This window comes from Kribbella sp. NBC_00359 (assembly GCF_036097425.1).
Taxonomy (GTDB): Bacteria; Actinomycetota; Actinomycetes; order Propionibacteriales; family Kribbellaceae; genus Kribbella.
The window spans coordinates 432,555-459,357 of record NZ_CP107975.1; the positions used below are offsets into that span (position 1 = coordinate 432,555).

General features: G+C 66.8%; 31 protein-coding genes. 17 read left to right on the top strand and 14 right to left on the bottom strand.

The annotated features are described in order from the left end of the window. Positions 1–40: 40 nt before the first annotated feature. The 3 genes from OG876_RS02005 to OG876_RS02015 form a co-directional block, all read right to left on the bottom strand. Positions 41–523 (bottom strand): TraR/DksA family transcriptional regulator, encoded by a 483-nt coding sequence (locus OG876_RS02005; protein WP_328522990.1) that lies wholly within the window; start codon positions 521–523, stop codon positions 41–43. A gap of 252 nt (positions 524–775) precedes the next feature. Next, entirely contained in the window at positions 776–1,435 is a 660-nt protein-coding gene (locus tag OG876_RS02010; RefSeq protein ID WP_328522991.1) for a response regulator transcription factor, read from the bottom strand. A 2-nt stretch (positions 1,436–1,437) separates the two neighbouring features. After that, on the bottom strand, positions 1,438–2,394 hold the full coding sequence (locus tag OG876_RS02015) for a HAMP domain-containing sensor histidine kinase (protein ID WP_328522992.1): 957 nt from the start codon (positions 2,392–2,394) through the stop codon (positions 1,438–1,440). Between the two features lie 304 nt (positions 2,395–2,698). Between OG876_RS02015 and OG876_RS02020 the strand changes: the two genes are divergently transcribed. The 4 genes from OG876_RS02020 (at position 2,699) to OG876_RS02035 (ending at position 4,377) form a co-directional block, all read left to right on the top strand. Further along, positions 2,699–3,013 carry a TraR/DksA family transcriptional regulator gene (locus OG876_RS02020; protein WP_328522993.1) on the top strand — a complete coding sequence of 105 codons (315 nt, stop codon included), beginning with the start codon at positions 2,699–2,701 and terminating at the stop codon, positions 3,011–3,013. Positions 3,014–3,040: 27 nt separating this feature from the next. Continuing rightward, the gene (locus tag OG876_RS02025; RefSeq protein WP_328522994.1) at positions 3,041–3,412 is read left to right on the top strand and encodes a hypothetical protein; all 372 of its coding nucleotides are present in this window, start codon (positions 3,041–3,043) and stop codon (positions 3,410–3,412) included. Between the two features lie 188 nt (positions 3,413–3,600). Beyond that, positions 3,601–3,912, top strand: coding sequence for a TraR/DksA family transcriptional regulator (locus OG876_RS02030; protein WP_328522995.1), 312 nt, complete (start codon positions 3,601–3,603; stop codon positions 3,910–3,912). A 108-nt stretch (positions 3,913–4,020) separates the two neighbouring features. Next, positions 4,021–4,377 carry a molecular chaperone DnaK gene (locus OG876_RS02035; RefSeq protein ID WP_328522996.1) on the top strand — a complete coding sequence of 119 codons (357 nt, stop codon included), beginning with the start codon at positions 4,021–4,023 and terminating at the stop codon, positions 4,375–4,377. Positions 4,378–4,496: 119 nt separating this feature from the next. Here OG876_RS02035 and OG876_RS02040 read toward each other — a convergent pair whose 3' ends face one another. Continuing rightward, entirely contained in the window at positions 4,497–4,679 is a 183-nt protein-coding gene (locus OG876_RS02040; protein WP_328527043.1) for a hypothetical protein, read from the bottom strand. Here OG876_RS02040 and OG876_RS02045 point away from each other — a divergent pair. Beyond that, the gene (locus OG876_RS02045) at positions 4,596–5,222 is read left to right on the top strand and encodes a rod shape-determining protein (protein ID WP_328526847.1); all 627 of its coding nucleotides are present in this window, start codon (positions 4,596–4,598) and stop codon (positions 5,220–5,222) included. The two genes, OG876_RS02040 and OG876_RS02045, sit on opposite strands and share 84 nt — an antisense overlap. A gap of 187 nt (positions 5,223–5,409) precedes the next feature. Here the strand turns inward: OG876_RS02045 and tal are convergent, their stop codons facing one another. The 3 genes from tal to OG876_RS02060 all read right to left on the bottom strand — a co-directional run bounded on the left by tal (position 5,410) and on the right by OG876_RS02060 (position 8,935). Beyond that, positions 5,410–6,582, bottom strand: a complete 1,173-nt coding sequence (tal, locus tag OG876_RS02050; protein ID WP_328522997.1) for a transaldolase — start codon at positions 6,580–6,582, stop codon at positions 5,410–5,412. A 58-nt stretch (positions 6,583–6,640) separates the two neighbouring features. After that, positions 6,641–7,390: a hypothetical protein gene (locus tag OG876_RS02055; protein WP_328522998.1), complete on the bottom strand. Its 750-nt coding sequence runs from the start codon at positions 7,388–7,390 to the stop codon at positions 6,641–6,643. Positions 7,391–7,693: 303 nt separating this feature from the next. Beyond that, positions 7,694–8,935, bottom strand: coding sequence for a PucR family transcriptional regulator (locus tag OG876_RS02060; RefSeq protein ID WP_328522999.1), 1,242 nt, complete (start codon positions 8,933–8,935; stop codon positions 7,694–7,696). Positions 8,936–9,113: 178 nt separating this feature from the next. Here OG876_RS02060 and OG876_RS02065 point away from each other — a divergent pair, with 178 nt between their 5' ends. Further along, positions 9,114–9,299, top strand: a complete 186-nt coding sequence (locus tag OG876_RS02065; RefSeq protein ID WP_328523000.1) for a universal stress protein — start codon at positions 9,114–9,116, stop codon at positions 9,297–9,299. 112 nt (positions 9,300–9,411) lie between these two features. Here the strand turns inward: OG876_RS02065 and OG876_RS02070 are convergent, their stop codons facing one another. Together OG876_RS02070 and OG876_RS02075 are read right to left on the bottom strand one after the other, a co-directional pair. Continuing rightward, positions 9,412–9,546 (bottom strand): hypothetical protein, encoded by a 135-nt coding sequence (locus OG876_RS02070; protein WP_328523001.1) that lies wholly within the window; start codon positions 9,544–9,546, stop codon positions 9,412–9,414. A gap of 339 nt (positions 9,547–9,885) precedes the next feature. Beyond that, positions 9,886–10,917 carry a slipin family protein gene (locus OG876_RS02075; protein WP_328523002.1) on the bottom strand — a complete coding sequence of 344 codons (1,032 nt, stop codon included), beginning with the start codon at positions 10,915–10,917 and terminating at the stop codon, positions 9,886–9,888. Positions 10,918–11,230: 313 nt separating this feature from the next. Between OG876_RS02075 and OG876_RS02080 the strand changes: the two genes are divergently transcribed. The 6 genes from OG876_RS02080 (at position 11,231) to OG876_RS02105 (ending at position 17,378) form a co-directional block, all read left to right on the top strand. After that, entirely contained in the window at positions 11,231–12,223 is a 993-nt protein-coding gene (locus tag OG876_RS02080) for a universal stress protein (RefSeq protein WP_328523003.1), read from the top strand. Continuing rightward, positions 12,172–14,976 carry a pyruvate dehydrogenase (acetyl-transferring), homodimeric type gene (gene aceE, locus OG876_RS02085; RefSeq protein ID WP_442914089.1) on the top strand — a complete coding sequence of 935 codons (2,805 nt, stop codon included), beginning with the start codon at positions 12,172–12,174 and terminating at the stop codon, positions 14,974–14,976. Before OG876_RS02080 ends, aceE begins: the two co-directional genes overlap by 52 nt. Before the next feature lie 45 nt (positions 14,977–15,021). Then, a complete protein-coding gene (locus OG876_RS02090; RefSeq protein WP_328523005.1) occupies positions 15,022–15,711 on the top strand; it encodes an NAD-dependent epimerase/dehydratase family protein in 690 nt (229 codons plus the stop codon). Between the two features lie 163 nt (positions 15,712–15,874). Then, positions 15,875–16,306 (top strand): hypothetical protein, encoded by a 432-nt coding sequence (locus OG876_RS02095; RefSeq protein ID WP_328523006.1) that lies wholly within the window; start codon positions 15,875–15,877, stop codon positions 16,304–16,306. Positions 16,307–16,563: 257 nt separating this feature from the next. Continuing rightward, positions 16,564–17,016, top strand: coding sequence for a V-type ATP synthase subunit D (locus OG876_RS02100; protein WP_328523007.1), 453 nt, complete (start codon positions 16,564–16,566; stop codon positions 17,014–17,016). Positions 17,017–17,027: 11 nt separating this feature from the next. After that, entirely contained in the window at positions 17,028–17,378 is a 351-nt protein-coding gene (locus tag OG876_RS02105) for a DUF488 domain-containing protein (protein WP_328523008.1), read from the top strand. 35 nt (positions 17,379–17,413) lie between these two features. Here the strand turns inward: OG876_RS02105 and OG876_RS02110 are convergent, their stop codons facing one another. Together OG876_RS02110 and OG876_RS02115 are read right to left on the bottom strand one after the other, a co-directional pair. After that, complete coding sequence (locus tag OG876_RS02110; protein ID WP_328523009.1) at positions 17,414–17,830, bottom strand: cupin domain-containing protein; 417 nt, start codon at positions 17,828–17,830, stop codon at positions 17,414–17,416. Next, positions 17,823–18,545, bottom strand: coding sequence for a DUF2249 domain-containing protein (locus OG876_RS02115; protein WP_328523010.1), 723 nt, complete (start codon positions 18,543–18,545; stop codon positions 17,823–17,825). Before OG876_RS02115 ends, OG876_RS02110 begins: the two co-directional genes overlap by 8 nt. 87 nt (positions 18,546–18,632) lie before the next feature. Here OG876_RS02115 and fdxA point away from each other — a divergent pair, with 87 nt between their 5' ends. From fdxA to OG876_RS02135, 4 genes are all read left to right on the top strand, one after another. Next, complete coding sequence (fdxA, locus tag OG876_RS02120) at positions 18,633–18,968, top strand: ferredoxin (RefSeq protein ID WP_328523011.1); 336 nt, start codon at positions 18,633–18,635, stop codon at positions 18,966–18,968. Continuing rightward, positions 18,965–19,669 carry a helix-turn-helix transcriptional regulator gene (locus tag OG876_RS02125; RefSeq protein WP_328523012.1) on the top strand — a complete coding sequence of 235 codons (705 nt, stop codon included), beginning with the start codon at positions 18,965–18,967 and terminating at the stop codon, positions 19,667–19,669. Before fdxA ends, OG876_RS02125 begins: the two co-directional genes overlap by 4 nt. Beyond that, complete coding sequence (locus OG876_RS02130; protein ID WP_328523013.1) at positions 19,669–20,037, top strand: cupin domain-containing protein; 369 nt, start codon at positions 19,669–19,671, stop codon at positions 20,035–20,037. The genes OG876_RS02125 and OG876_RS02130 overlap by 1 nt, the downstream gene beginning before the upstream one ends. A gap of 70 nt (positions 20,038–20,107) precedes the next feature. Continuing rightward, entirely contained in the window at positions 20,108–20,542 is a 435-nt protein-coding gene (locus OG876_RS02135) for a hypothetical protein (protein WP_328523014.1), read from the top strand. Between the two features lie 404 nt (positions 20,543–20,946). Here OG876_RS02135 and OG876_RS02140 read toward each other — a convergent pair whose 3' ends face one another. Next, on the bottom strand, positions 20,947–22,113 hold the full coding sequence (locus tag OG876_RS02140; RefSeq protein ID WP_328523015.1) for a HoxN/HupN/NixA family nickel/cobalt transporter: 1,167 nt from the start codon (positions 22,111–22,113) through the stop codon (positions 20,947–20,949). 117 nt (positions 22,114–22,230) lie between these two features. Next, complete coding sequence (locus tag OG876_RS02145) at positions 22,231–22,644, bottom strand: cupin domain-containing protein (protein WP_328523016.1); 414 nt, start codon at positions 22,642–22,644, stop codon at positions 22,231–22,233. A gap of 269 nt (positions 22,645–22,913) precedes the next feature. On the opposite strand from OG876_RS02145, the gene OG876_RS02150 reads away from it, so the two are divergent. Continuing rightward, positions 22,914–23,936 (top strand): DUF4331 family protein, encoded by a 1,023-nt coding sequence (locus OG876_RS02150; protein WP_328523017.1) that lies wholly within the window; start codon positions 22,914–22,916, stop codon positions 23,934–23,936. On the opposite strand, the gene OG876_RS02155 is transcribed toward OG876_RS02150, so the two are convergent. Continuing rightward, positions 23,937–26,786 (bottom strand): AAA family ATPase, encoded by a 2,850-nt coding sequence (locus OG876_RS02155; protein ID WP_328523018.1) that lies wholly within the window; start codon positions 26,784–26,786, stop codon positions 23,937–23,939. Positions 26,787–26,803: the final 17 nt, after the last annotated feature.

Sequence of the window (26,803 nt, forward strand, 5' to 3'; positions counted from 1 at the left end):
GCATCGCTGTCGTCGGCTTGAGTGGTCCCCTCCGGCCCACTCACCAGTTCGCCGGCGGGTCGCTGGCCGGGAACGAATCCTCACCCCAGACATCGACGATGTCCCGCAGCGGTCGCGAAGGCGACGCCGGAGGAATGGTTCCTGTACGCCAGGGATGCAGGTGAGGACTCTCCAGCTCCTTGGAGAGTTGGCATCGCAGGCACAGACTGGCCGTCGGAATGGCCTGCAGCCGGTCTGCGGGGATGGCACGACCACACCGTTGGCAGACCCCGAAGCGACCGATCGCGAGCCGGAAGAGAGCAGCGTCGACGTCCGCCAGCGCGGCCCTGGCGGCGGTCATCAGCGTTGCTGTCACCTCGCCCAGGGACTCGTCAGATGTGTCCATCGCGTCGTACGCCAGGTCTGTGAGCTGATCGAGGCGAAACCGGCGCTGCCGTTCGAGCTCGCTCCTGTACCACCCCGAGTTGGGGGTCTGCCGGCCACGTGGTGGGTCGGGTGGCGCCACCTGATCGAGATCGGTCATCGAGTCCTCCTCGTCGCAACGGATCGCGGAGTCGCGATACCCGTCGCGCCGTGTCCGCACGAGCCCAACGATGCCGCGTCGCCCGCGGGCATGGAACGTGCCCGCTCGGCGAAGCTCAGCGTCCGTCGTTGCCGGGTTCCGGCAACCTCGTCCGGGCGGCCGCCGGCAGTCAACACGACTTCCTCCGATACTGCCAAGCCGCTGCGCGCGACGCGCCCGGTCTCGGGTTTGGGTCGGCGAGGATGCTCGGGCTCAGGGCTCGATCAGGCCGGCCCGGATCGCGTAGCGGGTCAGTTCCAGCCGGTCGCGGAGGCCAAGCTTCTGGAGCATGTTCGCCCGGTGCCGCTCGACCGTCTTGACGCTGATGAACAGGGTTCCCGCGATCTCCTTCGAGGAGTGACCCTCAGCAACGAGCTTGAGGACCTCCTCCTCGCGGGCGGTCAGGATTTGTTCCGGGATGGTCTGGCCGAGGCGCGCCCGGTTCAGGTAGTTGCGGATCAGCGCGTTCACCGCTCCCGGGTAGAGGAACGGCTCTCCGCGCATCGCGGCGCGGCAGGCCTCCACCAGGTCGCGGTCGGCGACGGACTTCAGTACATACCCCGCCGCCCCGGCCTTGAGGGCCTGGAAGAAGTACTGCTCGTTGTCGTACATCGTCAGCATGAGGATCCGCAGGTCAGGTTGGCGCGACGACAGCTCACGGGCTGCCTGCAGCCCGGTCATCCGCGGCATCGCGATGTCCAGAATCGCCAGATCGATCTCGACGGACCGGGCCAGGTCGACGGCCTCCTTTCCGTCCCCTGCTTCGGCGACCACCGTCAGCCCGGGTTCGCTGTCCAGGATCAGCCGTACGCCCCGGCGCACCAGTGCATGGTCGTCGGCGAGCAGGATGCGGGTGGCGTCCTGTGCAGCCATGCTCATACTCCGGTCCGGTCAAGAGGCACCGACAAGTTCACCTCGGTGCCACCCACCGGCGCGGCGCCGACATCGAGGGCAGCGCCGACCAGCAGTGCGCGCTCCCGCATGCCACGGATTCCTGCTCCCTCGTGGGCCAGCCCGAGGCCGCGACCGTCGTCACGGATCCGGAGCCTGACAACTCCCTCACCGTGGCGCAGGCTGATCTCGACCTGGGTAGCGTCCGCATGACGGGCGACGTTCGTCAGTCCTTCCTGGGCGACCCGGTAGATCACCAGCTCGGCCTGCTCGTCCAACACGGGTAAACCAGGCTGGAAACTGTGACGAATCGCGAGACCGGTGTGCGTGGACAGCTCCGTGACCAGCGCAGTCAAAGCACTGACGAGACCAAGATCCTCCAACACACCCGGTCGCAGCCTCCGCGCCAGCCGGCGTACCTCGTCCAGGCTCTCCCGGGTCGTCTCCTGAGCATGGAGCAGGTCCGCGCGCAGGTCGGAGTCGTCCACCCGCCCGGCCGCGCGTTTGAGTTCCAGCAGTACGGCGGTCAGGCTCTGACCGACTTCGTCATGCAGTTCCTGGGCGATCCGTCGCCGCTCCGCCTCCTGGGCAGACAGCGCACGCGTACTGCTGGTGGCACGTTCTGCCTCCAACCGTGACAGCATGTCGTTGAAGGCACGGATCAACTGCGAGACACCACCGTGCCCGGCCACCGGCAGGCGCTGCCCGGGCTTCAGCAGATCGACCGTCGCCATCCGGCGGCTCAACCGATCCAGTGGAGCCAGACCCACCTGCAGCAGTACGGCGTTCGCGACCAGCATCACCGCGAAACCGCCCAACAGCACCAATGCCTCGGTAAACACCACTGGAACCGACACGGTCACCGGCGCCCACAGCAACAGCGCCGTCGCGGCAGCAAGCACCACCGCGTTCAGAGCGAAGATGCGCCAGAACAATGGCACCGCAAACACCCCTCTCTGCATCGCAGCGGTCTGATGGCTCGGCGAATGTTGCATGCTGCCCAGCCTGCCTGCTCTCCCACTGCAAGTCGATCGGGGCTGACACTCATCCACCGAGTGCCGCCTGCAGCTGTCCGAGGGCCCGAAATGGGTGTCAGGCCCGATGGTCTGCGCCCGCAGCATCGCCGATGGTGGTGACAGAACCATTCACGAGCCTCTAGACGGCCGGCGCAGACAGCCGGCGTGCACGATGCCTCCCAGGTGCACGCCGGCCTCCGGCTGCCGCCCCTTGAAAGGACCCGATTCAATGTCCACCGACATGGGCCGCATCCAGCACCTCACAAACCACGAAGCCCGCCGGCGCCTGGAACACGAGCGCAGCTCGCGCCTCGTCCAACTGCGGGCGATCGAGGAGTCCGCGCCGTATGCGGACGAGGACCTGCAGGCGGCGCAGACCGCCGCGATCGAGCGCGTGCTCGAAGAGATCGACGCTGCCGGACGGCGTCTGGCCGACGGCTCCTACGGAAACTGCGACAACTGCCGAACCGCCATCCCCGTCGAGCGTCTCGAGATCCTGCCTTACGCGCGCCTTTGCGTGGGGTGCCAGCAACGCGCCAGCTGAGAATCGATCCAGTGGAGGAGTTGCGCCGTGACCCATCAGATCTCCGCAGCCGATAGCCGACGCCTCGAGCCCGCACAACTCACCGTTCTGCGGGCAGGTCTGCTCGAACAACTGCTGTTCCGACGTCAACAGCTCCGGGATATCGCCTGGGAAGCCACCGAGGTCGCCAACGCGGCAGGCTCTCGTGACACCGCCGCGCACAGCGAGGTCCGTCATGAACTCACCGTGGCCGCACAGACCGCATTGGCCGAAACCGAGGCCGCTCTGGCCCGAATGGACGCGGGCCGGTACGGCGGATGTGGCCGATGTGGCCGCACCATCAGCCTCCAATGCCTGTCCGTCCACCCTCAGGCGCGCTATTGCGCACGGTGTCAGCACTTCCTCGCGACCCAGCAATGAGCGGATTCACCGCGCCCGCAACCCGACAGCCTGGATAAATGGGTGCTGGTCCCGATGGTCCCCGCGGTCGGTATCGGGCATGGTTGAAGGCAAGGCGCAACTGGGGCGAACGGTGCACAACACGTGCTTCCGTTGGCTGCAGCGGCGTCTACTTTCGTTCCCATCGTTCGTGAGAGGACGTATCTTCAGTGACCACCGTGGCCCGCTCCCCCAACATGACCGTGCACGAGGCACGCCAGCGCCTGCAACAGGAACGCAACTCCCGCCTCACCCAACTCAGCGCAATCGAGGCCGGCGCCGCTCCCGCGGACGGGGACCTCGCGACGGCGCGGACCGCCGCCATCAGACGCGTGCTGACCGAGATCACGGCAGCCGAACACCGCTTGACCGGCGACACCTATGGCACCTGCCAAGGCTGCAAGACCCGCATTCCGGTTGAGCGGCTCGAGATCCTGCCGTATGTGCGCTGCTGCGTCAGGTGTCAGCAACTCGCCGCCTGACCGACGCCTACCAGAAATCCGAGCGCGGGCCGTTGCGCCTGCACCGCCCGACTTCTGGTGGGCCGGCCCAATCTGTTCTCTGCTGACGCCTTGTAAGGGTGTGAAGTCTTGAGCTACATGTTCGCCATTGTCAACGAAGTCGAACTAGGTCCCGAGGACCTGGTTGCGCTCCGCGCAGACCTTCATGCTGAGCGCGCGTTCCGGCTGGAGCAGCTCGCCGGAATCTCGCCAAGCCGCGACGACCTACCGGCCGACCAGCACGCCCGTGAAGAGGTGCTGACCGCTCTTGCCGCGGCCGCCCGGGTGGTGCTCACCGACGTCAGCGCCGCGCTGCGCCGGATGGACGCCGGCCAGTACGGCTGCTGTCACCTCTGTGACCGGCCGATTCCGCTGGCGTGCCTCCGCATTCTGCCGCACGCCCGGTACTGCGGCCCGTGCCACCAACTCAAGGAGGCAGTCTCTTGACGCCTCAAAGAGGCAGTCTCGTGACTCCTGGCTCGCGTACGCCGTTCCCGCGTACAGCAGCGCTGCGACGGCGAGGTACGTGGTCGGCCAGCCAGCGCTCGTCCGGCGTCGCGATCGATCTAGGCAGCGCCCGCACCAGGGCGTGGATGCCGGACCATGGTCTGATCCTCGACGAGCCCACGATCATCTCGCCGGGCGCGGACGCTGGCAGTCGTCCCGTGCAACGCGGCGTCGTCGTCGACGAGGCGAGGGCCGCTCACGTCCTCGAACGGCTCCTCGGCCGTCGAGCCGGTCTCGGTCACTACTCGATGGTTGTGTTGACCACCCCGGTCCTATGCCCTGGTCAGCACGAGAGCGTGTCCCGCGCCGCGCTGGAGGTTCTCGACGCGCGGGTCGTGCTGACCATTGACGGTGTGAAAGCCGCCGCGCTCGGAGCAGGCGCAGACTTTGCCCGGCCACTGCTGGTGCTGGACATCGGAGCTGGCCTGACCGAAGTTGGTTTGCTTGTTGATGGCGGCGTCACGCAGGCCCATCGATTGAACGTGGGAACGTCGGATCTTGGCACGACCACGACCGTTGCCGAGCTCGTACAGTCGATCGTCGCAGTGGTGACCGACCTCCTCCACCTTGACTGCGGTGGACTGGTTGTCGATGCCCTGGACCGTGGGCCGCTACTCATCGGAGGCGGCGCGCTGCGTCCGGAGATCACCTATCGGCTGGCCAAACAACTGCTGGCCCCCGTGCGTCCTGCACCCGCTCCCCACACCGCCGCAGTCCGCGGCGCCGGTCTGGCCATGGTCGCAGCCCACCGCCACCCATCGATCCTCACCGCACAGCCGCAGTGAATCCACAGCGCCGATCAGTCAAACCGACAGCATGTCCCGGAGACTCCGACTGCCACAGTCGGACCGGCATGCGTAGAAGGCAACCGACCGGTCCAGGTCGGACACGAACATCACTGCGGAGGTCAGGCTCAAACTCGCCGGCTGTTCCGCCGCGGTCGGGGCGTCCTGCCCGGCGAGGGAGATAGGTTCAGCCGCGGCGGGTGTGGCTGCGTCGTCGAGAGGCATCCGGCGAACCTTTCTCGCTGGTCTGGCCGGGTGTCCGCGAGGCTGCCGCGAGGTTCGTCAGGTTCGCCAGGACGTCTTGGTACGCCTTGTCGAAGCTGGCGATGCCGTTGTCCTCCAGGGTGCGACCTACGGCGGTCATATCGATGCCGACTGCCGCCAGCCGCTGCATCAGTTCGGCTGCCCGTGGTACACCGCTGTCGACGGTGCGCGCCGTCGTGCCGTGGTCCTCGAAGGCGGCGATGGTTGCTTCGGGCAAGGTCGTGACGGTGTAGGGGCCGATGAGTTCCTCGACGTACCGGGTGTCGCGGTCGTTGGGGTTCTTGGTTGACGTCGAGGCCCACAGCGGACGCTGGATATCTGCGCCCATGGCGGCCAGCCAGTGCCAGCGCTTGGAAGAGAATCGTTCGGTGAACAACCGGTAGGCCAGCTTGGCCTGCGCGACGGCGGCTTGGCCGCGCAGGGCCAGCGCCTCGTCGGTCCCGAGTGCCTCGAGTCGCTGGTCGACTTCGGTGTCGACCCGGCTGACGAAGAACGAGGCGACGCTGCTCACACTCGAGGGATCGCCGCCGTTCGCGGTGAACTTCTCCAGCCCGGACAGGTAGGCCTCGATGATCTCGGCGTAGCGAGACAGCGAGAACAGTAGCGTGACGTTGATGCTGCTGCCCTCACCGGTCAGCGTTTCGACGGCCGTGACGCCTTCGGCAGTTGCCGGAATCTTCACCAGCAGATTGGGTTGAGCGATACGCCGGCGCAGCCACCGCGCGGCAGCGATCGTCGCTGGAGCGTCGTGAGCCAACTCCGGAGACACCTCCACCGATACGAATCCGTCGAAGCAATCACCACCACGATCGAATACTGGACGCAGGACTGAGAGTGCCTGGCCGACGTCGGAGATGACCAACTCCCAGTAGGCCTCGTCCACCGACTTGCCAGCCTTCATCAGCGCCAAGAACTGTTCGTCGTAGTCGTGCGAACCGGTGATACTTCTAGCAAAGATCGTCGGGTTCGCGGTGACGCCGCGGATCCCATGGGCGACCATGTGCGTCAACGTTCCGTCGCGCAAGTACGCGCGGGTCAGGTTGTCCAACCACGGGCTCTGCCCGTAGAAACTATAAAGACGTTCAAGCTTGGTCATCGCGTTCTCGGTTTCCCTGGCATCCGCCAGTCGCAACGGTGCTCGTCGTGGGCAGGGTTCAGCTCTCGGTGCCGTGGATGAGGCTGTCCCAATCGATCGTTTCGTGGCACGAGACGCTGTCGCCCTGGACGAACCTGCTGGGGTCTCCCGCGGCCCTGGCTCCTGATGCCAGCCACGCCGCCATTCCACGCGCGTTTCGGTTCTCGAACTCGTCAAGATATGCCCGGCGCTCATCGACGACCAATAGCCGTTCGGCTGGCGACCGTGCACCTTGCAGTGCCGAGAAGCTGGCCCGCCACGCCAGGCACAATGCGTCATCGCTCAGGGCGGCCGGGGCGACGTGTGGCTCGGATGGCCGGCTCGGCTCGGTCCACGGGATCGGCGCCACCACGGACCCTGACCAGCGCTCGGCAGGGTCCGGGCGGGCAGGCCTCGATACAGGGTTGGAGAGGTGGCCGCGGTCCCTGAGCCGGCCAACGCAGTAGTCGATCGCGTACGGCGAACCGCCGGCCGTGACCGCGAGCAGCAGGATCGCTGTCGAACCACCAACCATCACCCCGACGCCGCCGAAGCCCACCGTCCCAGCCCCGGCGAAGATCGAGCTTTTGGCGACTATTCGTCGGCTGTCACCCGGGAGGCGGCTCTCGTCCTTCGGGTCCAGCACGATCATCGCGACGACACTGCCGGTCACGCACCCGCAGATGAATAGCGCGATGACGGTCGACAGCGACCAGGTGACCGCCACGAATGCGCCCAGTGCGCCGAGCACACCACAGAAGAAGAACCACGAGACTCGATAGGCCTTCATGGTGTGCTCTCCGGCACCGTGGCGTCGGGCGCGTCGAGGCGAGCGACGACTGATTGGACCACGACAAACCTCCTTACGGTGGCGGGCGGATCTCCGTGAGTCCGGCCCGCGGCTCGGCCCTGTATGAGCGGCAAGCCCTGGGGCCGACCCCTGGAAGAGCCGAACTCAGGGATCTTGTCCATGCAGCCACGATTCTGTCGCCGCACGGCGCGGACAGGTACGGCAACGATCGGCGAACCTGAGGCCGGCATGTTGGCCGACGCCCGGCAACGATCGTTCGCTGCAGACGCAATGACGCGTTGGCTAGGCGTGTGACTCCGCGCCCGAGGGGAGATCACGCAGAGGCCACTCGAGCAGGCGCGCGCCGAGTACGGCGATGTGCAGCGTGAACCGCTGTGCGGGGTCGCCCGGGTCGTGTCCGGTCAGGGTCTTGACCTTGTCCAGCCGGTAGGTGACGGTGCGGACCGACATGTTCAGGCGCCGGGCCGCCTCGGTGGCGACCTCACCGGTCGCGAAGTACGCCTCGAGGGTCTGCAGAAGAGGCTCGGCGCCGCCGCGGGCCTGGGTCAGCGGGCCGAGCACAGCCTGGATCAGATCGACGATGGCGGCCTGGTCGCGAATCAGAACCCTATAGACGAGCATGTCGCGGGCATCGACCACGGGCGTGTCGAGTTGCAGCCGCTCGGCCAGCATCAGCGCCTCGCGCGCCTCCTCGTAGGAGCGGGCGATGCCGTAGGAGCCGGGGTAGGGGCGGCCGGCGGCGACACGCCAGGTGCGGCCCCGCCGGTGCCGGATCAACGCATCGTGGACGAGTTCCCCGACGGCTTTGATGGTGGTGCGGGAGGCCGGCGTGGGGGCGGTTGCCGGGAGCAGCATCACCAACAGGCCTTCTTTGGTGGCGACGAGCACCTCGCGGTCCCCGAACTGGTCGAGGATGAACCGTTCCAGCATGCTCGCTGTCGTGTCGCCGTCGGGCAGCCCGTCCGCGGGGGCGGCCAGGACCACCTGGTGCGGCCGGCCGAGGTCGAGCCCGAACGGTTCGGCGCGCTCGACCATCCGGGAGACGTCGGCGTCGCCACGGAGCAGGTCGTCGACCAGCTCGCGGCGCAGCGATTCCTCTTGCCTGATCAGCTGCTTGGTAGCGACCTGATAGCTGTCCACGAGGACGGCGATCGCTTCACCGACGGCCCGCAGAACCGCCTGGGCCGAGGCGCGGACCGTGTCGCGATCGCGGTACGGCACGACGTCGGGCAGGTCCCGCCACATCCGCCAGGCCGCGGACAGGTACAAGTCGACGACCCGCCCGGCGGGGATACCCTGCTCGGCGGCGCGACGGCCGAGTTCACGCACGATCGCCAGCTCATGCTCGCGCGGACGCCGCCCGGAGATGGCCGCGTCCGCGAGGAGGGTGAGGTATTCGACCAGCAGCTCCAGCGGCGCCTGCGAGTCTCCGGCCGCCGCCTGCGCGATCGCTGTCAGCCAGGCCTCGTCCGCGGTATTCGGGGCGCTGTCGCTCAGACCTGACAGGCGACCGAATTCGCTCATCTCACTCCCCTCCCAGTGGAATCGACCCAACTGTGCGGCGCTGTTCCAGTAGAGCATCGTTGCCGAGAGTCGGCTATCAGGGCCGTCACAGGATCGCCGATCGTGGCAGTACCTATGGCGCCGCCGGAACGGCACAGTCGAACCGCAGGGGCATCCGAAGCTGAACCGGAGCGGTGAAATGACGAACACAACCGTTGTAGACAACCGCAGCCGCCGACCGGTCCTGCTCGGTGTCGACGGCTCGGTATCGGCGCAAGCCGCGCTCACCTGCGCGGTTGCCGAGGCGACGTACAGACGCTGCCCGCTGCACATCGTTCACACCTTCACCTGGCCGCTCCCCGCATCCGTGTCACCGCCGAGCTGATCGCCGCCCGGCCCTGGCGAGGAGAGCCGAGGCCGGCGATACGTGGTGCGGTTGAGAGTTAGGCGCTGAGGCGTTTCTCGCTGGAGGTGGAGAAGACGTGGACCTTCTCCGGCTACGGGGCGAGGTAGACCAAGGCGCCTTTCTTGCTGTGAGTTCGGGTGCCGATCCGGGCGATGATCTGCTGATTCAAGGTGGTGTGCTCCGCAGCACCGCAGAGGAATGCGTCCGAGCCGAGCTCCTCGATCACCGCGACCCTGACCGGCAGCCCCTCGTCGGCGATGTGGAACGCCTCCGGGCGGATCCCCAGTATCAGGGTCTTGTCGGCGCCGACCTTGGCCAGCAGGCTGCGTTCGATCGGATGTCCAGATCCAGCCTGTCTACGGCCGGGGTTTCGCTGCCCGGTTACACCCGGGTGGCTCCCTTGAACGAAACAGTTGCCATGTCACGCTTCCTCTCCTTCGCCTGCCGGACGATCCGGACGACTACCACATGCGCGACCTCCCGGCCGGCGACCTCCTCACGGTGACGAGGTTCCCCGTGAACTGGGATCAGGGTCGCGGCAATCCTCAGAGATGCCACGCCGGGGTCAGCACAACCAACGGAAGGTCCAATCAGGTTCCGGCGGCCCGGCCGTTTCGCGGGCCGCGGGGATGCTTGCGCCGGCCGGGGTCTGTGCCGTGGCGGTCTGTCCCGTGGGCGACTTCGATCCGCCCAACGAGACTGGTCCACCGGTCTGCTCGGTCTCCTCGAGCTCGCGAACCTTCTGAGGGTCGGCCGCGGCGAGAACCTGTGAGCCGTTTTGTGCGGCCGATGCTACCGCGGGCGTCGGGTCAGCGCCGGCGGCTAGCTCGGGGATCTCGGCCGGTGTCGATCGTTCCAGAAACCGGAGCAGTTCGACCGGGAAGGGCAGCACCAAGGTCGAGTTCTTCTCAGCGGCGACCTCGACAACAGTCTGCAGCAACCGCAATTGCAACGCGGCCGGATGCTCAGTCATCACTTCGGCGGCCTGGCCCAGTTTCTCCGAGGCCTGCAGTTCACCGTCGGCGGTGATGATGCGCGCCCGGCGTTCCCGCTCCGCTTCAGCCTGTCGCGACATCGACCGCTTCATCGTCTCCGGCAACGCGACATCCTTGATCTCCACCCGCTCGATATGCACACCCCAATCCAATGCAGGACTGTCGATCATGAGTTCCATGCCCTGGTTGAGGCGTTCCCGGTTGGACAAGAGATCGTCCAGGTCGCTCTTACCGATGATCGACCGCAACGACGTCTGCGCCACCTGACCGATCGCAGACACATAGTCTTCGACATCCACAGCCGCACGGACCGGGTCGATCACGGTGAAATAGACGACGGCATCGACACGAACCGTCACGTTGTCACGAGTGATTCCGTCCTGCGCAGGGACCGGCATCGTGATGATCTGCATGCTGACCTTCTGCATCCGGTCGGCAACCGGCACCAGCAATGCAAGCCCCGGTCCCCGGACCACTGGAAGCACCCGACCGAACCGGAACACAACACCGCGTTCGAACTGTCTCACCACACGCACGCAGACCGCCGAACCGATCAACCCGACGGCCAGTGCTACGAGTAGTACGTAAATGACGATGATCATCTGTCCTCCATAACCTCCTCCGTCCTGCAGTGCCGACCTTGCCGCGACCAGCTCGCAACCGGTATGGCGCCGATCGGCGAGATGAGGCTGCCCTGATCGCCGGTGCCCGGCAACGACGGGCTTCCGCAGCGCCAGGCCACTGCCTTCACACTGGATGGCCACAGGTCCTGCTCCCACAACCCCCAAGGGTTCGTTGCCGGGCGTCGGCTATCAGGACGGTCACAGGTTCGCCGATCGACGCACTACCCCATCGCACCACCGGAACGGCACAGTCGAAGCCGCAGAGCATCCAGAGCTGAAGCGGAGCGGCGATATGACAAAGGCAACTGCTGTGAACGATCGGGGTTGTCGATCGGTTCTGGTCGGGGTCGACGGATCGGTGTCCGCGCAGGGCGCGCTGGCCTGGGCCGTCGCGGAGGCATCGTCGAGGCGCTGCCCTCTGCGCATCGTTCACGCCTTCAGTTGGCCGATGATCGGCAACGCCCTGGACATGGCCTTCGTCGGTGACACGGACCTCGGCCTCCAATCGGCCGCCGAGTGGATCCTCACCGAGGCGGCAGCCCATGCGCGAGAAGTTGCCCCCAACATCAAAGTCACCACTGACCTGTTGGTCGGGCCGCCTGCGGCGACGTTGCTGAGCCAGGCGCACGATGCCGACCTGGTGGTCGTCGGCAGCCGTGGCGTCGGTGGATTCCGTGGCCTGCTGGTGGGCTCCGTGAGCGCCGCCGTGGCGGCACATGCCCCATGCCCGGTGATCGTCGTCCACCCCCATGGCGACGGTACGGCGTTCCCCGCCGTGCCGATCGGGCGGATCGTGGTCGGCGTCGACGGCTCGGAGATCTCGTCCGAGGCGATCCGATTCGCCTATCAGCAAGCGGCACGCCGGCATATCGGCATCACCGCCGTGCACGCCGCGATGACGACTCGACAGCACCCGTCACTTCGTGTCCCCGCAGAGATCGTCGACCAGATCGACCGGCTACTACTCGCCGAGGCGATGGAGAGCAAGCGCGTGCTCTTTCCGGGCATCGACGTACGGACGAGGCTTGTGCACGGTCACCCGGCCCAGGCGTTGATCGATTCGTCGGCGGGTGCCGAATTGGTCGTCGTCGGGTCGCGCGGGCGCGGAGGCTTCGCCGGCATGTTGCTCGGATCAGTCAGTCAGGCGGTGCTGCAGCACGCTGCCTGCCCCGTCGCCGTGATCCGTCCGCACCGAACCCCGTCCGTCAAAACCTCGTCCGCAGGCCCGCTCCGTTGTGCGACCGCGTCACTGGACAAGGGCTCGGACCTGAAGGGGCAGTCATGACGCCGACACCGCAAGGCCTGCCGGAGAGCCTTGGGTTGCACAGCCAACTGCTCGACCTGGACCCGTCAGAGACCCAGGAGTGGCTGGAATCGCTCGACCAGGTGGTCGATCATGCCGGGCAGAACAGGGCGCGATACCTGCTACTCAGCATCCTGCAACGGGCGCGCGACCGCCGCGTCGGTGTTGCCAACCTGCGCAGCACCGACTACCTCAACACGATCGCACCCGATGCTGAGCCAACATTCCCCGGCGACGAGTACGTCGAGCGGCGGATCCGGGCGTACAACCGCTGGAACGCCGCGGTCATGGTCCACCGTGCGCAGCGGCCAGGCATCGGCGTCGGTGGGCACATCTCCACGTACGCCTCCGCCGCGGCGCTGTTCGAGGTCGGCTTCAACCACTTCTTCCGCGGCCGCGACGCATCGGGCGGCGGCGACCAGATCTATTTCCAAGGACACGCCTCACCAGGCATCTACGCGCGCGCGTTCTTGGAAGGCCGACTGACGAGCGACCAGCTCGACGGCTTCCGACAGGAGATCTCCCACGCCGGAAAGGGCGGCGGGTTGCCGTCGTACCCGCACCCGCGGCTGATGCCGGACTTCTGGGAATTCCCCACGGTCTCGATGGGTCTGGGCCCGATCAACGCGATCTATCAGGCCCGTTTCAACCGCTACCTGCACAACCGTGGTCTCAAAGACACCAGCAACCAGCGGGTCTGGGCCTTCCTCGGTGACGGCGAGATGGACGAACCCGAGTCACTCGGCGCGATCGGCGTCGCGGCCCGTGAAGAACTCGACAACCTGACCTTCGTCGTCAACTGCAACCTGCAACGCCTCGACGGCCCGGTCCGCGGCAACGGCAAGATCATCCAGGAACTGGAATCGTACTTCCGCGGTGCCGGCTGGAACGTCATCAAGGTGATCTGGGGCCGGGAATGGGATCCACTGCTGGCCGCCGACACCGACGGCGCGCTGCTCAACCTGATGAACACCACACCCGACGGCGACTTCCAGACCTACAAGGCCGAATCCGGTGCGTTCGTCCGGGAGCACTTCTTCGGCCGCGACCCCCGCACGGCCGCCATGGTCGAGCACCTGTCCGACACCGAGATCTGGAACCTCAAACGCGGCGGACACGACTACCGCAAGCTGTACGCCGCCTATCTGGCGGCCACCCAACACACCGGGCAGCCAACGGTGATCCTGGCCAAGACCATCAAGGGATGGACCCTCGGCTCCCACTTCGAGAGCCGCAACTCCACCCATCAGATGAAGAAGCTGACCATCGACGGCCTCAAGGGCTTCCGGGACCGGCTGTTCCTGGACATTCCCGACTCGGCGCTCGACGAGGTGAAGCCGCCCTACTACCGACCCGCGGAGAACTCGCCAGAGGTGGAGTATCTGCACGAGCGGCGGCGGGCCCTCGGCGGGTACCTGCCCGCGCGCAGAGTGCACAGCAAGCCTCTTGTTCTGCCCGGCGCGGCTACGTACGACGTCACCCGACGCGGCTCAGGCAGGCAAAAGGTCGCTACCACCATGGCGTTCGTCCGGCTACTCAAGGACCTCATGAAAGACCCAAAGATCGGTCACCGGTTCGTGCCGATCATCCCCGACGAGGCCCGCACCTTCGGGCTGGATTCCTTGTTCCCGTCCAAGAAGATCTACTCGCCCCATGGACAGAACTACTTGTCCGTGGACAGGGAACAGATGCTGAGCTATCAAGAGGACATCCACGGTGTTCTCCTCCACGAGGGCATCACCGAGGCCGGCTCTGCCGCGTCCTGGACAGCCGCCGGTACGTCGTACGCCACCCACGGCGAACCGATGATCCCGCTCTACATCTTCTACTCGATGTTCGGTTTCCAGCGCACCGGCGACCAACTCTGGGCCGCGGCCGACCAGATGACCCGAGGATTCCTCCTGGGCGCCACCGCCGGCCGCACCACCCTCAACGGCGAAGGCCTGCAGCATCAGGACGGCCATTCGTTGCTGTTGGCATCTACCAACCCTGCCTGTGTCGCCTATGACGCCGCCTATGCCTTCGAGCTCGGCCACATCACCGCCGACGCACTCCGGCGCATGTACGGCGATCCGAGACCCGGCGAAGACCAGAACGTCTTCTACTACCTCACCCTCTACAACGAGCCGATCGCGCAACCGGCCGAGCCCGATGGCGTCGACATCGACGGGATCCTCGCCGGGATGCACCGCTACTCCCCTGGCCCGGACGGCGACGGTCCGAAGGCGCAGATCCTTGCCTCGGGCATCGCGATGGCCTGGGCAATGGAAGCGCAACGCCTCCTGCAGACCGACTGGGGCGTCCAGGCCGACGTATGGTCTGTGACATCGTGGACGCAATTGCGCCGCGACGCCCTCGCCGCCGAAGAATGGACACTGTCGCACTCCGGCGAGCCGCCCCGAATCCCCTACGTCACCAGGCGGTTGAACGACGCGCCCGGACCAGTCCTGGCTGTGTCGGACTGGATGCGCGCCGTACCGGACCAGATCGCGCCCTTCGTGCCTGCCCCCTGGGCCTCGCTGGGCACCGACGGATTCGGCCACTCCGACACCCGCGCCGCCCTGCGCCGCCACTTCGGAATCGACGCGCAATCCATCGTCGTGCGGGTGCTGCAGCAACTGGCCGGACACGGCGACGTCGACGACTCAGCACCACGACAGGCCATGACGATCTACCACCTGGCTGACGAAGCCCAGGACCAACCCCGCGACGGCGGTCATCACGCACCACACTGACGCCCGACGCTCGACAACGGGACCCGACTCTCTCCAAGAGGAACCATGCGCGTCTTCGTAGCCGGTGCAACCGGCGTCATCGGCCGCCGACTACTACCACTGCTTACCTCCCAGGGCCACGAGGTGATCGGGTTGGCGCGCTCGTACGGCGCCGCCGTCGAGGTCGAGATGCTGGGAGCCGTGGTCGCCGAGGCCGATGCACTGGACTCCGACGCGATGAGCCGCGTAGTCAAGGATGCTGCCCCCGACGCGGTGGTTCACCTCCTCACCGCGAGGGAGGCAGGTGGGTTGGTACTGCGGCTGGGACAGCTCTACGGACACGGCACAATCTATGGCCGTAACGGATCGTTCGTACGTCAGGTACAGGCCGGGAAGATGCCGATCATCGGCTCTGGGGACGGCACCTTCTCCTTCACCCACGTCCACGACGCCGCGGCGGCCATCACCGCAGCACTGGACAGCCACGTGCACGGCGTGCTCAACGTGGTCGACGACGAGCCGGCACCGGTGCGCGAATGGCTGCCCATCCTCGCACAGCTGCTCGACGCTCCACGACCGAAGCATGTGCCCGTGACTCTTGCCAGATTGGCCGTCGGAGGCTGGGGGGTCGCCTTCATGACCCAGTTGCGCGGCGCCGACAACACACTCGCCCGGCGCACCCTCGACTGGGCTCCGCGATACAGCTCATGGCGACAGGGCTTCGCGGCGGAGCTGGCCCACGCCACGCATTCCTGAGTCGACCTGCGCGAAGGACCTGCATTATCGCCGGATCCGGATGTCCGAGTGTTGCCGGTCGTAGGCAACGAACTGCCTGCGAAGTCAGCCGACGAGCGGCGGTGCTAGTTCGTGCCTGTCAGACAAGCATAGAAGGACATCGACGCTCTAGAAGGAGTAAATGATGAGCACTGAGGGGCGTACCGCCCGCACAACGCGCCGGGAGGCGCTGTCGGACCCGGCCTACCAGGCGTTCCTGGTACTGCGAACTGTCTTCACGATCGCGCCGATCGCGTTCGGCCTCGACAAGTTCGCCAACCTGCTGACCGACTGGCCCGCCTACCTGGCCCCGTGGATCAACGACATCGTCCCCGGCTCCGGACAAGACGCGATGTACGCCATCGGCATCATCGAGATCGTCGCCGGCGTGGCCGTCGCCCTGATCCCGCGCTACGGCGCACTCATCGTCGCCGCCTGGCTCGCCGGCATCATCCTCAACCTACTCACCCTCTCAGGCTTCTACGACGTCGCACTACGCGACTTCGGCCTCCTCATCGCCGCCCTCGCACTGGCCCGGCTCGCCACCAAATACGCACCCACCCGGCACGGCTCCTGACGAGTCCCGGCAAAGGCTCATAGGCCCGTTGGCATTGAAAGATCCGCTCGACCTACCAGTTGGCCTTGGTGGAGATCCGGCGTCCGCAGCACGTCTCGAAGCGACTGTTGCGTCGGGCAACGCCCGTCAGGTCGGACGCGTTGATTGCCGGCTCCCAGCAATCAACGCCGTTCGGCCTTCGCCGGAGATGCCAGTACCCGGCGAGTCGGGGTCACGGCAGTGTCAGAAGTACCTCATCAAACATCCGGGAGCGTGCCATGCAATCCCTTGTCGCCACCCGAAGTGAGTTGCTCGACCGCCGCCGGCGAGCGGTCTTCGTCAGTCAAGGCCGCGATCTGCTCAAGGACAAGAGAACTGCGTTGGTGCGGGAGTTCCGTCACCACCAGTCGGACCTCCGCGACGGATTGCAACAGCTCCGCTGCCTCGCGGGCCAAGCCCGGCAGCGTCTTGTCGAGGCCACCGCGGCCTGCGGGCCCGAGCCCTTCGCATCGGCCGCCCTGGCCGCCGCGACCGAGGTCGGCGTGGCGTCTTCCGACGCGCCTGCCGAGGATGAGCCGATCCTGCTGTGGAACCGGCCCGGGTGGCAGCCGTTCCAGCAACTGGTCGGGTTCCTGTCGTGGCCGGCGCGCGGTGGCCTGGACCCCACCGGGCTGGTGGACATGGTGCCGACGGTGCCCGGTTGGAGCGACCGGGCGGACGGTGAGTCATGACTGTCGGAGGCGTGCGCGTTCGCAGGGTCTACGACCAGGTCGCGATCGATGATGGCATCCGGATCCTGGTGGACCGCATCTGGCCACGCGGGATGCGCAAGGACGCAGCCGCGATCGACGTATGGGCCAAAGACGTCGCACCTTCCACGGAACTGCGCAAGTGGTACGGCCACGTCCCGGAGAAGTTCGGACAGTTCGCGGCGCGCTATCGCGAGGAGCTCGGGACACCGCCGAAACGGGCGGCCCTCGACCACCTGCGCACATTGGCCCGCGGCTCCACACTGACGCTGGTGACCGCGACCCGGGACCTGGACCACAGTCAGGCGGCCGTTCTGGCGGAGCTTCTGCGAGAACCGCGTTGAGCCCGCCCGCATGTCGAGTGGTGACTGGGCGGGGCCTATGGACCTAGACGCGGTCTGATGTGCAGGCCGGGACGGCGCCGGTGAACGGTCAGATAGGACAGTCCGTCTTTGCCGGCGGCGATGCTGCGCGTTGAGCCGCGCGGCAACCACACGAGGTTGCCGTCGGCTAGAGACTTCGGACCATCAGGTGTGTCGATGGTGCCGCTTCCCGCCACGACGACCAGCACGACGTCGAGTTCCGACTCGGTGTGCGTCTCCACACAGCGCCCGGCAGGCAGATGAATGAGGTTCGCGTCGAGCTCGCGACCCGGCTCGTCGAGCTTCCACCGCGCACCAGAGGGAATGAGCGAGTCGCCGGCGAGCTCGCGCAGGTCAGCAAGAATCCGCGCCATCGGCCGTTCTGCCGCCAGATCGGCGGGTACAGGCGACTCGGCCGGTGAGTCCTCAGCCATCGACGGCGACCCGTCCGATCCGGACTCGCCACTCCTCGGGTCCGGTCTGCAGATAGTCCCAGGTGAAGGCGCCGGCATGGATGGCTTCGAACTCCCGACGCAGCGGCTTGGGGTCGTGACTGTTGACAAGGATGAACGCGTGTCCGGGCGCCAGGCCGGCATAGCGAGCGAAGACCCGCGGGTGACGGCCGCCGCGCGCGATCGTCCGGACATCGATGACCGTCGGCTCCTCGACTCGCTCTCCCGCCAGGTAGGCCCGCAGGTCAGCGGCCAGCAACGACGGATCCACGCTCGGCAGGCCGGCGAGCGCCGGCAGCAGCACCCACTCCTCGATCTGGAGCTGAAGATCCAGCGCCGCGATCAACGCACCGGTCCTTGCCGCCCCGGATCCGGCCCGGGCATCCAGATCGTCGATCTGGGCGTTCAGCGCCGCGGCCCCGAGACGAAGGGCATCCACCAGCAGCCGTGTCTCGGGATCCGCAGCCGCGGGCGCGTACAGGTCCCGATCGGCGGCTGCCAGATACTGGCGCAGCTCATGACGGCAGAAGTCGACCAGCTCCGCAGACAACTGCTGATCGGTGCCGCCAATCGCCTGCGTCGCGGCCAGCTCTGTGAGTCCGGACCGCAACCGTTCGTGTGCGTCACGGACCACGCCTCGAGCGATGACGTCCGGATCGGTCTCGGTCGTCTGGATGTAGATCTCCGAAGCCGACATGGTGCCACTCTCCTTCGCATCGCTGTTTCGAATGATTATTACATGTGATATTTGTAGTAATTACAAGCGCCTGGTGAGGAGTCAGCTGTGACCTACGTGATAGCGATGCCATGTGTCGACCTGAAGGATCGCGCGTGCGTCGACGAGTGCCCGGTCGACTGCATCTACGAGGGCGGGCGCTCGCTCTACATCCACCCCGACGAGTGCATCGACTGCGGCGCGTGTGAACCGGTGTGTCCGGTCGAGGCCATCTTCTACGAGGACGACCTGCCCGAGCAGTGGAAGGACTACCAAGCGGCGAACGCGGGCTTCTTCGACGATCTCGGATCCCCCGGCGGGGCCTTCAAGGTAGGTGTCGTCGACCACGACCATCCCCTGATCGCCGCCCTCGCGGCGCAGCATCAGGGAAGCTTGCCATCATGACCAGAGCTGACTCCGATGACGCCGACAAGCCGCGCCGCGCCGCAGTGCTCGAAGCCCTGCGATCCTCCGATGATCCGCTCGGTGTCACTGAACTCGCCGAACGGCTCGGGATCCACCCCAACACGGTCCGCTTCCACCTCGACGCGTTGGTGACGCTAGGCCTGGTCGACCGCCGACTCGAGGAGCCGTCCGGCCGAGGCCGGCCCCGAACCGTCCACGCGCCCCATCCGGGGATGGACCGCGGCGGGCGGCGTGAATACCACCTGCTGGCCAAGATCCTGCTCAGTCAGTTGTCCACGAACCCCGATGCGGGCGCCGCTGCCGAGGCCGCGGGCCGCAACTGGGGCGGCTACCTCGTGGAGCAGGTCGATCCGACCCATCGGATGGACGCCGCAGAGGCCACGCAGCGACTGACCGCAATGATGACCGAACTGGGCTTCGCGCCGGAGTCTGCCGGTGACGGTGACCGGATCAGATTGCGCCACTGTCCCTTCCTCGAACTTGCCGAGGAGTACTCCTCCACCTTGTGTCCGTTGCATCTCGGCCTGATGCGAGGGGCCCTCACCCAGGTCCGCGCACCGATCGCGGCCGCCCGCCTCGAGCCGTTCGCTGAGCCCGACGCCTGCCTCGTCCACCTGTCCCCTACCCACAGCCGTACCGCGGGCCCCCGTCCTCAGCCGCGGCGTCGGAGGAGCAACTGATGTACATCACCAGGATCGGCACGACACCACGACGCCGCGCGCCCATTCCCGGCGGCCCGACCATGGAGGTCCTCGTGGCCGCCGAGACCTCCGACAACATCGCCATGGTTCAGGTGTGGATCCCGCCCGGCGGCGGCCTGCCTGAACACGACCACGGTCCGTCCGAGATCGTCCTGGTCCACGTGTCTGGCTCGATCGAACTGCGGCAAGGCGACCAGCACCACCGACTCGCCCCCGGCGCCGTCGCACACATCGCCACCGGGGAACGAGTCAGCCTGGCCAACCCTGGTACCGAACCCGCAGTCATGATGATCGTCGCCTCGCCCCCGGAATTCGTCGCGCGACTCGCGAACTGGCCGGCGGCCTAGGGGCCTTCGGCAACATAACCACTACCCTTGCCTATGTGCGAGCGGCAACAGCACGGATCCAGGAGGAACAGTGAACGCAGCACCTGCCGCGGTAGCAACTGCCGCCGTCTTCGTCTGGCTCGGCATGGTGCTGGCGATCTCCTTCCTGGAGACGCCGCTCAAGTTCCGGGCCCCCGGGGTCGACATCCCCATCGGGCTCGGCATCGGCCGCATCGTGTTCCGGGCGCTGAACCGCGCCGAGATCACCTTGGCGCTGGTTGCCCTCGCCGCAATCGCTGCGGGACGGCCTACAGGGGTGGTGGCGGCTCTGGCCGCGATCGTCATCGTCATCCTGGCCGGACAGCTCATCATCGTCCGGCCACAACTCAACCAGCGCACCGACCGCGTCCTCGCCGGTCAGAACCCGCCCCGCTCAGCCACCCACCACTTGTACTACGTCGGGCTCGAGGCCGCAAAAGTGCTCGCCCTGGCGGCACTCGGTGTCTGCCTCCTAGTGGCGAGGTGACCCGCCGCCGCTGGGCCGCGAGTTGATCGTCTGGTGAGGTGCCGGGCCGAGCTTGCCGGACGCGTCGTACGGGCCTTCGTCGCCGCTCGGGCCGACGTCGTCGTACCGATCGGTGTCAGCCTTCTCTTGGGAAATCGCGACCGGCCCCCGAACTGTCGGTGACAGGCAGCGGTCTACGGACCGACCCCTCCCGACGAGATCGCCGTCGCCTCCCTGCTGCGGACCTCGTGGTACATCGGTGCGATCTTCTCGTCGAGCGTCATCGCCATACCTTCGGCGAATCGGCAAACGATGCAGGCCTTCACACCATCGCCTACGTGTTTGCCGGCATTGGCACCGGCGCCGTGATTCGCGCGCTCGCAGATCGAGCTCTCTCCTGCACAGCAAAGGCGGGGGTACGCCGCTCAGCCTGCGAGGTGGTCTCGATTGATCGAGCTCGTTGTCGCCGGCTCTCGGGACCAGCGCTCCTCGATGTTGGCGAAGTGCCAGATCGCGAGCGCGAGGATCCACGCGGTCACGAAGAGGCCCACGATGCCGTAGCCGGCGTAGTCCAGGGGGATGGCTGCGACCGCGGCGACCGGACCGGTGGTGATGTTGCCCTGGTCGGCGACGACTCCGATGAGCTCGATCGTGCCGATGACGAGGGCAACCGTCACCGAGATGGTGGTGATGGTGAGGTTGTAGAAGACCTTGCGGACAGGACGGGCGAAAGCCCAGCTGTACGCGGCGTTCATGAACACTCCGTCGACAGTGTCCATCAGGCACATGCCTGCGGCGAAGAGGATCGGTAGCACCAGGATCGAGTAGAAGGGCAGGCTGAAGACGGCGGCGCCGCCTGCGAGCACCAGGAGACCGACCTCGGTGGCGGTGTCGAAGCCGAGTCCGAACAGCACCCCGACCGGATAGATGTGCCACGGCTTGCGCACGGAGCGAGTCAGGCCGCCGAGGATTCGGTTCATGAACCCTCGCTTGTCGAGGTGAGCCTCGAGCTCCTGATCGTCGTACCGGCCGCGGCGCATGTCGCGAAAGACGCGGAGGATGCCGAGCAGCACAACGGCATTGAGGATTCCGAGTATCCAGAGGAAGGCTCCCGAGACCGATGCGCCGACAACACCGGTGATCGAGTGAAGGCCGGAGTCACCGTGCTCGACCGGCCCCGCCAGGGCTTTCACCCCCGCCGACAGCAGGAGTGCCAGACCGAAGACGATGGTCGAGTGTCCGAGTGAGAACCAGAAGCCGACCGACAGCGGCTGGGGGGCACCAGGGGCGACGCCGGCCTGGTCCGCGAGGAGCTTGCGTGTCGTGTTGTCGACGGCGGCGATGTGATCGGCGTCGAAGGCGTGCCGCAGTCCGAAAGTGTAGGCGAGTACGCCGACTCCGACGGAGAAGACAGGGTGATCGCCGCCGATGTGGTAGTGCCGCGGGACGACGAGGCCGAACAGAATACCGAAGCCCAGTACATGCAGGACCACGATGAACGCGGACATGCCGGCCAGACTCCGACAGTCGGTTCGGCCGAGAGAGCGGCGGAACCGGGCGAGTCCGGCGGCGTCGGTACTGGGGTGTGGCATCGGTAGTTCTCCTTGTCTGTGGCGCTGATGAGCAGTGCTGGAGTCCCGCCCGAGCCGGCCGCCGACTGTTGTTCGAACAGCGGCCGGCCAGGGCGGAATGAAGGTCCGCGGATCGGTCTACGCGCCGAGGCCGGATGGATAGGTGTCGTCCCAGTCGCGCTGCTCGACATCGAGATCGAAGTCGCCGGCCGCCTCGAACGTCACGTGGGTCATCCCTTCGCCCGGGACGGCTCCGTGCCAGTGCCATGCCCCTGGCGGGTTGCTGATGACGTCGCCCGTGCGCACGACGTGTACGCCGTCGTCGTCGGCAACCACACCGACGCCTTCGACGATGACCAGGTGCTGACCGCCGACATGCTGGTGCGGCACCGTCCTGGCGCCGGCACCGAAATGAACTGCCAGTGAGTCCAGACCAGGCAGCGCGCAGGGCAGCCCCTGCACTCGTACGTCGTCTGGGTTGTTGAAGAGCGAGCGAAGCTGGTCCGGGACCGGATCGCCTGTCTGCCCTGTGGTGTTGCCGAACGCATCCATAATTCTTCCTCTGTCCTCGATGGGTGAGTGGGCGGCCGGATCATCGGTGTGTCCAGGCCGCGCCGAGATGAATCGAACGTAGGTCGCGAGCGAGGGCCAGGGCTTGAGTCATCCGACTGCACGTGGCCCGTTGCGACGCGCGGAGTCGAGATCGGCGACATCGAAGCAGTCGAATGACCCAAGCCGTGCGCGGCGCGAAGGCGTCACTGTGGCGGAGGCGGTTCGACCAGATCGCCGTCGCCACATTCGCTACCTGGAAGGGAACCGACATGTCCCACCACCTAGACTCGCCGCTCGCTCGCAAGGACCCGCGGCTCAACATCACCGATCACTACGTCTTCGACTCGGGTTCCAGCACGGTCCTGATCATGAACAGCCGGACGTCGCTCGCGGGTGGCCCGGATGCGGACCCGTTCCACCCCGAAGCCCGCTACGAGTTCAAGGTCCACTTGGACGGCGACGAGCGGGAAGCCCTGACCTACCGCTTTGCCTTCGGCCCGACGGAGGACTCTGGACAGCCGTTCACCGTCGAGATGCTCACGGGCCGGGCAGCTCTGGACGACGCCGGCAGCGGACCGGTGATCGCCCAAGGCGTCACCGGCGACATGCTGCACACAACCGAGGGCGGTCAGGTATGGACCGGAGAGGCGGTCGAGCCGTTCTTCCTCGACCTCCAGCAGCTCGACGTCGTCGATCAGACGGTCCTGCACGGCCACGATGGTGACTTGACCCGGTGGGTCGCAGGCGTGGCGGAAGACACCTTCGCAGGTGCGACTGTCCAATCGATCGTGCTCACGGTGCCGACGGGCTCTGGTGCGTTCACCACGGGGCGTCGCATTGCCACCTGGTGCACCAGCAAACTAGCGACCGATGCCGGTGGCTGGCGACAGGTGGGACGGACCGCCTTGCCGATGATCTGGCCGATCTTCCGGGAGGCCGACTCCGACGAGGCGAGTCACTCCAATGAGACGCATCCCGCCGACGACGTCGCGCAGTACGGTCCGGTCATCTCTGGCCTGGTGGCTTCGGTGGTTCGTCGTCGAGGAACCTCTGACCGTCCCGAGATCTACGCCGCCGACGTCGTGAAGCGGATCGTCCCCGACCTGGTCCCTTACGTGGTGGGTACGCCGGCATTGTTCGGGTTCTCCGGTTTCAACGGCCGCCGGCTCACCGACAACACAGCGGAGGTCATGTTCTCGCTCGCGACGAACTCGGCCGTAACCAGCGGCCTGACCGCCGATCCGGGTCGCAGCCAGGACGTCTTCCCCTTCGTCGTCCCGGCTGCGCGCTGATCAGCCCACCTCGTCGGGTACGGCGGTGGACAAGACGCCGGCGAGCTCTGAGCGCGAGCTGATGCCGAGTTTCGGGAAGAGCCGATAGAGGTGGGAGCCGATCGTCCGGTGCGAGAGGTAGAGGCGCCGGCCGATCTCGCGGTTGCTCAGTCCTCTCGCGGCGAGCCGCGCGATGCGCATTTCCTGAGGCGTCAGCTGATCTCTCGCATCGGGTGTTCGAGGCACGCTCGTCTCTCCCGACGCACGGAGCTCCTGACGCGCCGCCTCAGCCAGACCGCCGAACGCGAGGGCATCGAAGTTCTCCCATGCGGCTCGAAGCGGCGCGCGGGAGTCCGCGACCCGTCGCTGGTGGCGGAGCCAGCGGCCGTAGTTGAGCAGCAAGCGTCCTCGATAGCAGGGCGAGTTGGACAGGTCGGAGCTCAATGCCGCCTGGTAGAGCTCCTCGGCCTTGTCGTCGGAACAGAGAAGCGGCCTCGCGTAGCTGAGCGTGGCCCGCAGGAACGGTCCTGAGGTCGCGGCCGCCAGCGACTCGAGCTGTTCGAGGTACAGCCGTGCCTTGTCGATGTTCCCGGAGCAGGCCGCGGCTTCGACGAGGTCGGCGAGCGCCCAAGCGCCGACGAAGGGATGGTAGGCGATGTCCCTGGGGTCCAGTATCCGCCTGAGGTGATCGAAGCCGATCGAGTACCGCTGGTGGGCGATGGCGTCGCGGCCGCGCGCGAACTGGACCAACGAGAGCATCGCGTGTGGGCCGATCGGCAACAGTTCCTTCTCCGCTCGATCGGCCAGGGCGGCTGCGAACTCGGAGTCACCGCGCTCGCCGACCAGGGCGGCGATGGCAAGCTCGGCGGCAAGTGCCCAACCAGATTGGCCCGTCTCGCGGGCAAGCCGGGCGGCTTCGTTGGCAGCCGACAGGGCGAGTGTCTCCTTTGCGAGGTGGATCGCAGCCCACGACTGGAAAACGAGCGCCTCGGCAAGCAACCGAAAGCGGCCTTGCGCTCGCAGACCCTCGACAGCAGTGGTGAGGAAGCCCAGGGCGAGGTCGAACGCCCACACCGCGGACGCGGCTGCGCCGACGAGATACAGAGCTACCGGGTCGCCGGTCGCATCCGGCGTCAGCTGCGTGATCCGGTCGAGGACGAACGCGCCGTGATTCACTGGATCGGCCCAGGCGAGAACCGCAAGCCGCGCAGGGTCATCCTCCGCGACCGGAAGGCGTTCCACCGCGGCGACGACCAGATCGCGAGTCTCTTGCGTGGGATTCCCCCACCAGCAGCCCACAGCGACCGTCAGGAGACATTTCAACGCCCGCGCCGGCCCGTTGGCGGTTGTCATCTCGCTTGCCGTCTCGGCAAGGGCCGCCAGTCTGGCGGCGCTCGACCAGCTGTCCTGATCGGACGCCTCGAGCATGAACGTCAGTTGTATCCGCTCCTCCTGCCCGAGCTCCAACGCTTTCGCCTCCGCAACGTGCCTGCGGGCGACATCCGAGCGCCCCATCTCGAACTCGATCTCGGCGGCCCGGACCAGCAGGTCACCGCGACTGGATGCGAGCTCAGTGAGCTGTGCCGCCCGTTCGAGCGCCGCTGCCGCCCACGCAGGTTCCCCTTGGCGCAGCGTCCGTTCCGCGGCGGCTGTCAGGTCGGCGGCAACTTCCTCGTCGGGGCCTGTCAACTCCGCTGCCCGGTGCCAAACGCTCCGCTCCGGATCCGCCGCGCACGCCTCCGCCAGCGCCTGGTGGGCTGCCTGCCGCAAGGCGAGCGTGGCCGCAGAGGAGATCGCCGCCCGCACGAGAGGGTGCCTGAACCATGCAGCCTCGCGGTTCACCGACACCAGCCCGGCCGCTTCCGCCGGCGCGAGGTCGTCCACCGTGACAGGGCGGTTCTCGACGAGCGACGCAGCCGCGAGGATCATGCTGAGACCTGCGCAGTCGTCCAGTGCCGCGACCAGGAGGAGCGAGCGCGTCGCCGCAGGAAGCTCGGACACTCGACCGGCGAAGGCTCGCGCCAGCCGCTGTGTCAACGGCAACGGCGCGGTGGTCGACAACCCAAGCCGTTCCTTCGAGTCGAGGGCCCGCGGAAGCTCCACAAGCGCGAGCGGGTTGCCGCCGGCTTCGTTGAGCACCCTCCGGCGGAGCTCGAAATCAAGTCTGGGAGCGCCGGCGTCAAGAAGGGCCCTCGCGCTCGCGTCGTCCAGCGCTTCGAGTCGAAGCTCTCGCAAGCCTGCGTCGTCGAGAAAGGTGGCGTACCCGTCCCGGACCGCGAAGAGGAAGACGATCGGCTCGCTGTCCACTCGGCGCGCCATGAAAGCAAGGACCTCCCGGGTGGCGGCGTCGAGCCAGCGCACGTTTTCGACGACGAGAAGAAGCGGGGATTCACCCGCTCGATCCGCGACCACGTTCAGTGCCGCCAGCGCTACTAGGAAAGTGTCCGGTGCCGGCCCGCCACTCACACCGAATGCGACCGACAGGGCCTCACGCTGAGGTTCCGGGAGTCCGCTGACCTCATTCATGAGCGGCCACAGCAATCGTTGTAGGCCGGCGAAGGGCATCTGCGCCTCGAAGGGCGCTCCGGAAGTGCTGAGCACCGACATACCGAGCTGACCCGCGCGTCTCCTCGCCTCGGCGAGCAGAGCGGACTTGCCAATACCGACCTCGCCCGTGATCAGGAGCGCCCCGCCATGACCGCCGAGGTTTTCGAAGAGCTCGCTCAGCACCGCGAGCTCGCGCTCGCGACCGAACAGCTGGGTGACGATACGTTCGGCGACCACCGGACCGACACCGCCGGTGCCGATCGCAGCGGCAGGGACCGAGGCTCGATCGAGGAGCGTGAGCGTCGACTCTCTGTCTGTATGCATGCGACCTCGCAGACTCT

What these genes read in the sequence shown, in the direction of transcription:
- OG876_RS02075 (WP_328523002.1), bottom strand. Translation starts at nt 10,917, where the DNA reads ATGATCATCGTCATTTACGTACTACTCGTAGCACTGGCCGTCGGGTTG.
- OG876_RS02130 (WP_328523013.1), top strand. Translation starts at nt 19,669, where the DNA reads ATGTACATCACCAGGATCGGCACGACACCACGACGCCGCGCGCCCATT.
- OG876_RS02065 (WP_328523000.1), top strand. Translation starts at nt 9,114, where the DNA reads ATGACGAACACAACCGTTGTAGACAACCGCAGCCGCCGACCGGTCCTG.
- OG876_RS02010 (WP_328522991.1), bottom strand. Translation starts at nt 1,435, where the DNA reads ATGGCTGCACAGGACGCCACCCGCATCCTGCTCGCCGACGACCATGCA.
- OG876_RS02110 (WP_328523009.1), bottom strand. Translation starts at nt 17,830, where the DNA reads ATGGCTGAGGACTCACCGGCCGAGTCGCCTGTACCCGCCGATCTGGCG.
- OG876_RS02090 (WP_328523005.1), top strand. Translation starts at nt 15,022, where the DNA reads ATGCGCGTCTTCGTAGCCGGTGCAACCGGCGTCATCGGCCGCCGACTA.
- OG876_RS02150 (WP_328523017.1), top strand. Translation starts at nt 22,914, where the DNA reads ATGTCCCACCACCTAGACTCGCCGCTCGCTCGCAAGGACCCGCGGCTC.
- OG876_RS02005 (WP_328522990.1), bottom strand. Translation starts at nt 523, where the DNA reads ATGACCGATCTCGATCAGGTGGCGCCACCCGACCCACCACGTGGCCGG.
- OG876_RS02055 (WP_328522998.1), bottom strand. Translation starts at nt 7,390, where the DNA reads ATGAAGGCCTATCGAGTCTCGTGGTTCTTCTTCTGTGGTGTGCTCGGC.
- tal (WP_328522997.1), bottom strand. Translation starts at nt 6,582, where the DNA reads ATGACCAAGCTTGAACGTCTTTATAGTTTCTACGGGCAGAGCCCGTGG.
- OG876_RS02060 (WP_328522999.1), bottom strand. Translation starts at nt 8,935, where the DNA reads ATGAGCGAATTCGGTCGCCTGTCAGGTCTGAGCGACAGCGCCCCGAAT.
- OG876_RS02155 (WP_328523018.1), bottom strand. Translation starts at nt 26,786, where the DNA reads ATGCATACAGACAGAGAGTCGACGCTCACGCTCCTCGATCGAGCCTCG.
- OG876_RS02080 (WP_328523003.1), top strand. Translation starts at nt 11,231, where the DNA reads ATGACAAAGGCAACTGCTGTGAACGATCGGGGTTGTCGATCGGTTCTG.
- OG876_RS02095 (WP_328523006.1), top strand. Translation starts at nt 15,875, where the DNA reads ATGAGCACTGAGGGGCGTACCGCCCGCACAACGCGCCGGGAGGCGCTG.
- OG876_RS02115 (WP_328523010.1), bottom strand. Translation starts at nt 18,545, where the DNA reads ATGTCGGCTTCGGAGATCTACATCCAGACGACCGAGACCGATCCGGAC.
- OG876_RS02145 (WP_328523016.1), bottom strand. Translation starts at nt 22,644, where the DNA reads ATGGATGCGTTCGGCAACACCACAGGGCAGACAGGCGATCCGGTCCCG.
- OG876_RS02020 (WP_328522993.1), top strand. Translation starts at nt 2,699, where the DNA reads ATGTCCACCGACATGGGCCGCATCCAGCACCTCACAAACCACGAAGCC.
- OG876_RS02140 (WP_328523015.1), bottom strand. Translation starts at nt 22,113, where the DNA reads ATGCCACACCCCAGTACCGACGCCGCCGGACTCGCCCGGTTCCGCCGC.
- OG876_RS02125 (WP_328523012.1), top strand. Translation starts at nt 18,965, where the DNA reads ATGACCAGAGCTGACTCCGATGACGCCGACAAGCCGCGCCGCGCCGCA.
- OG876_RS02100 (WP_328523007.1), top strand. Translation starts at nt 16,564, where the DNA reads ATGCAATCCCTTGTCGCCACCCGAAGTGAGTTGCTCGACCGCCGCCGG.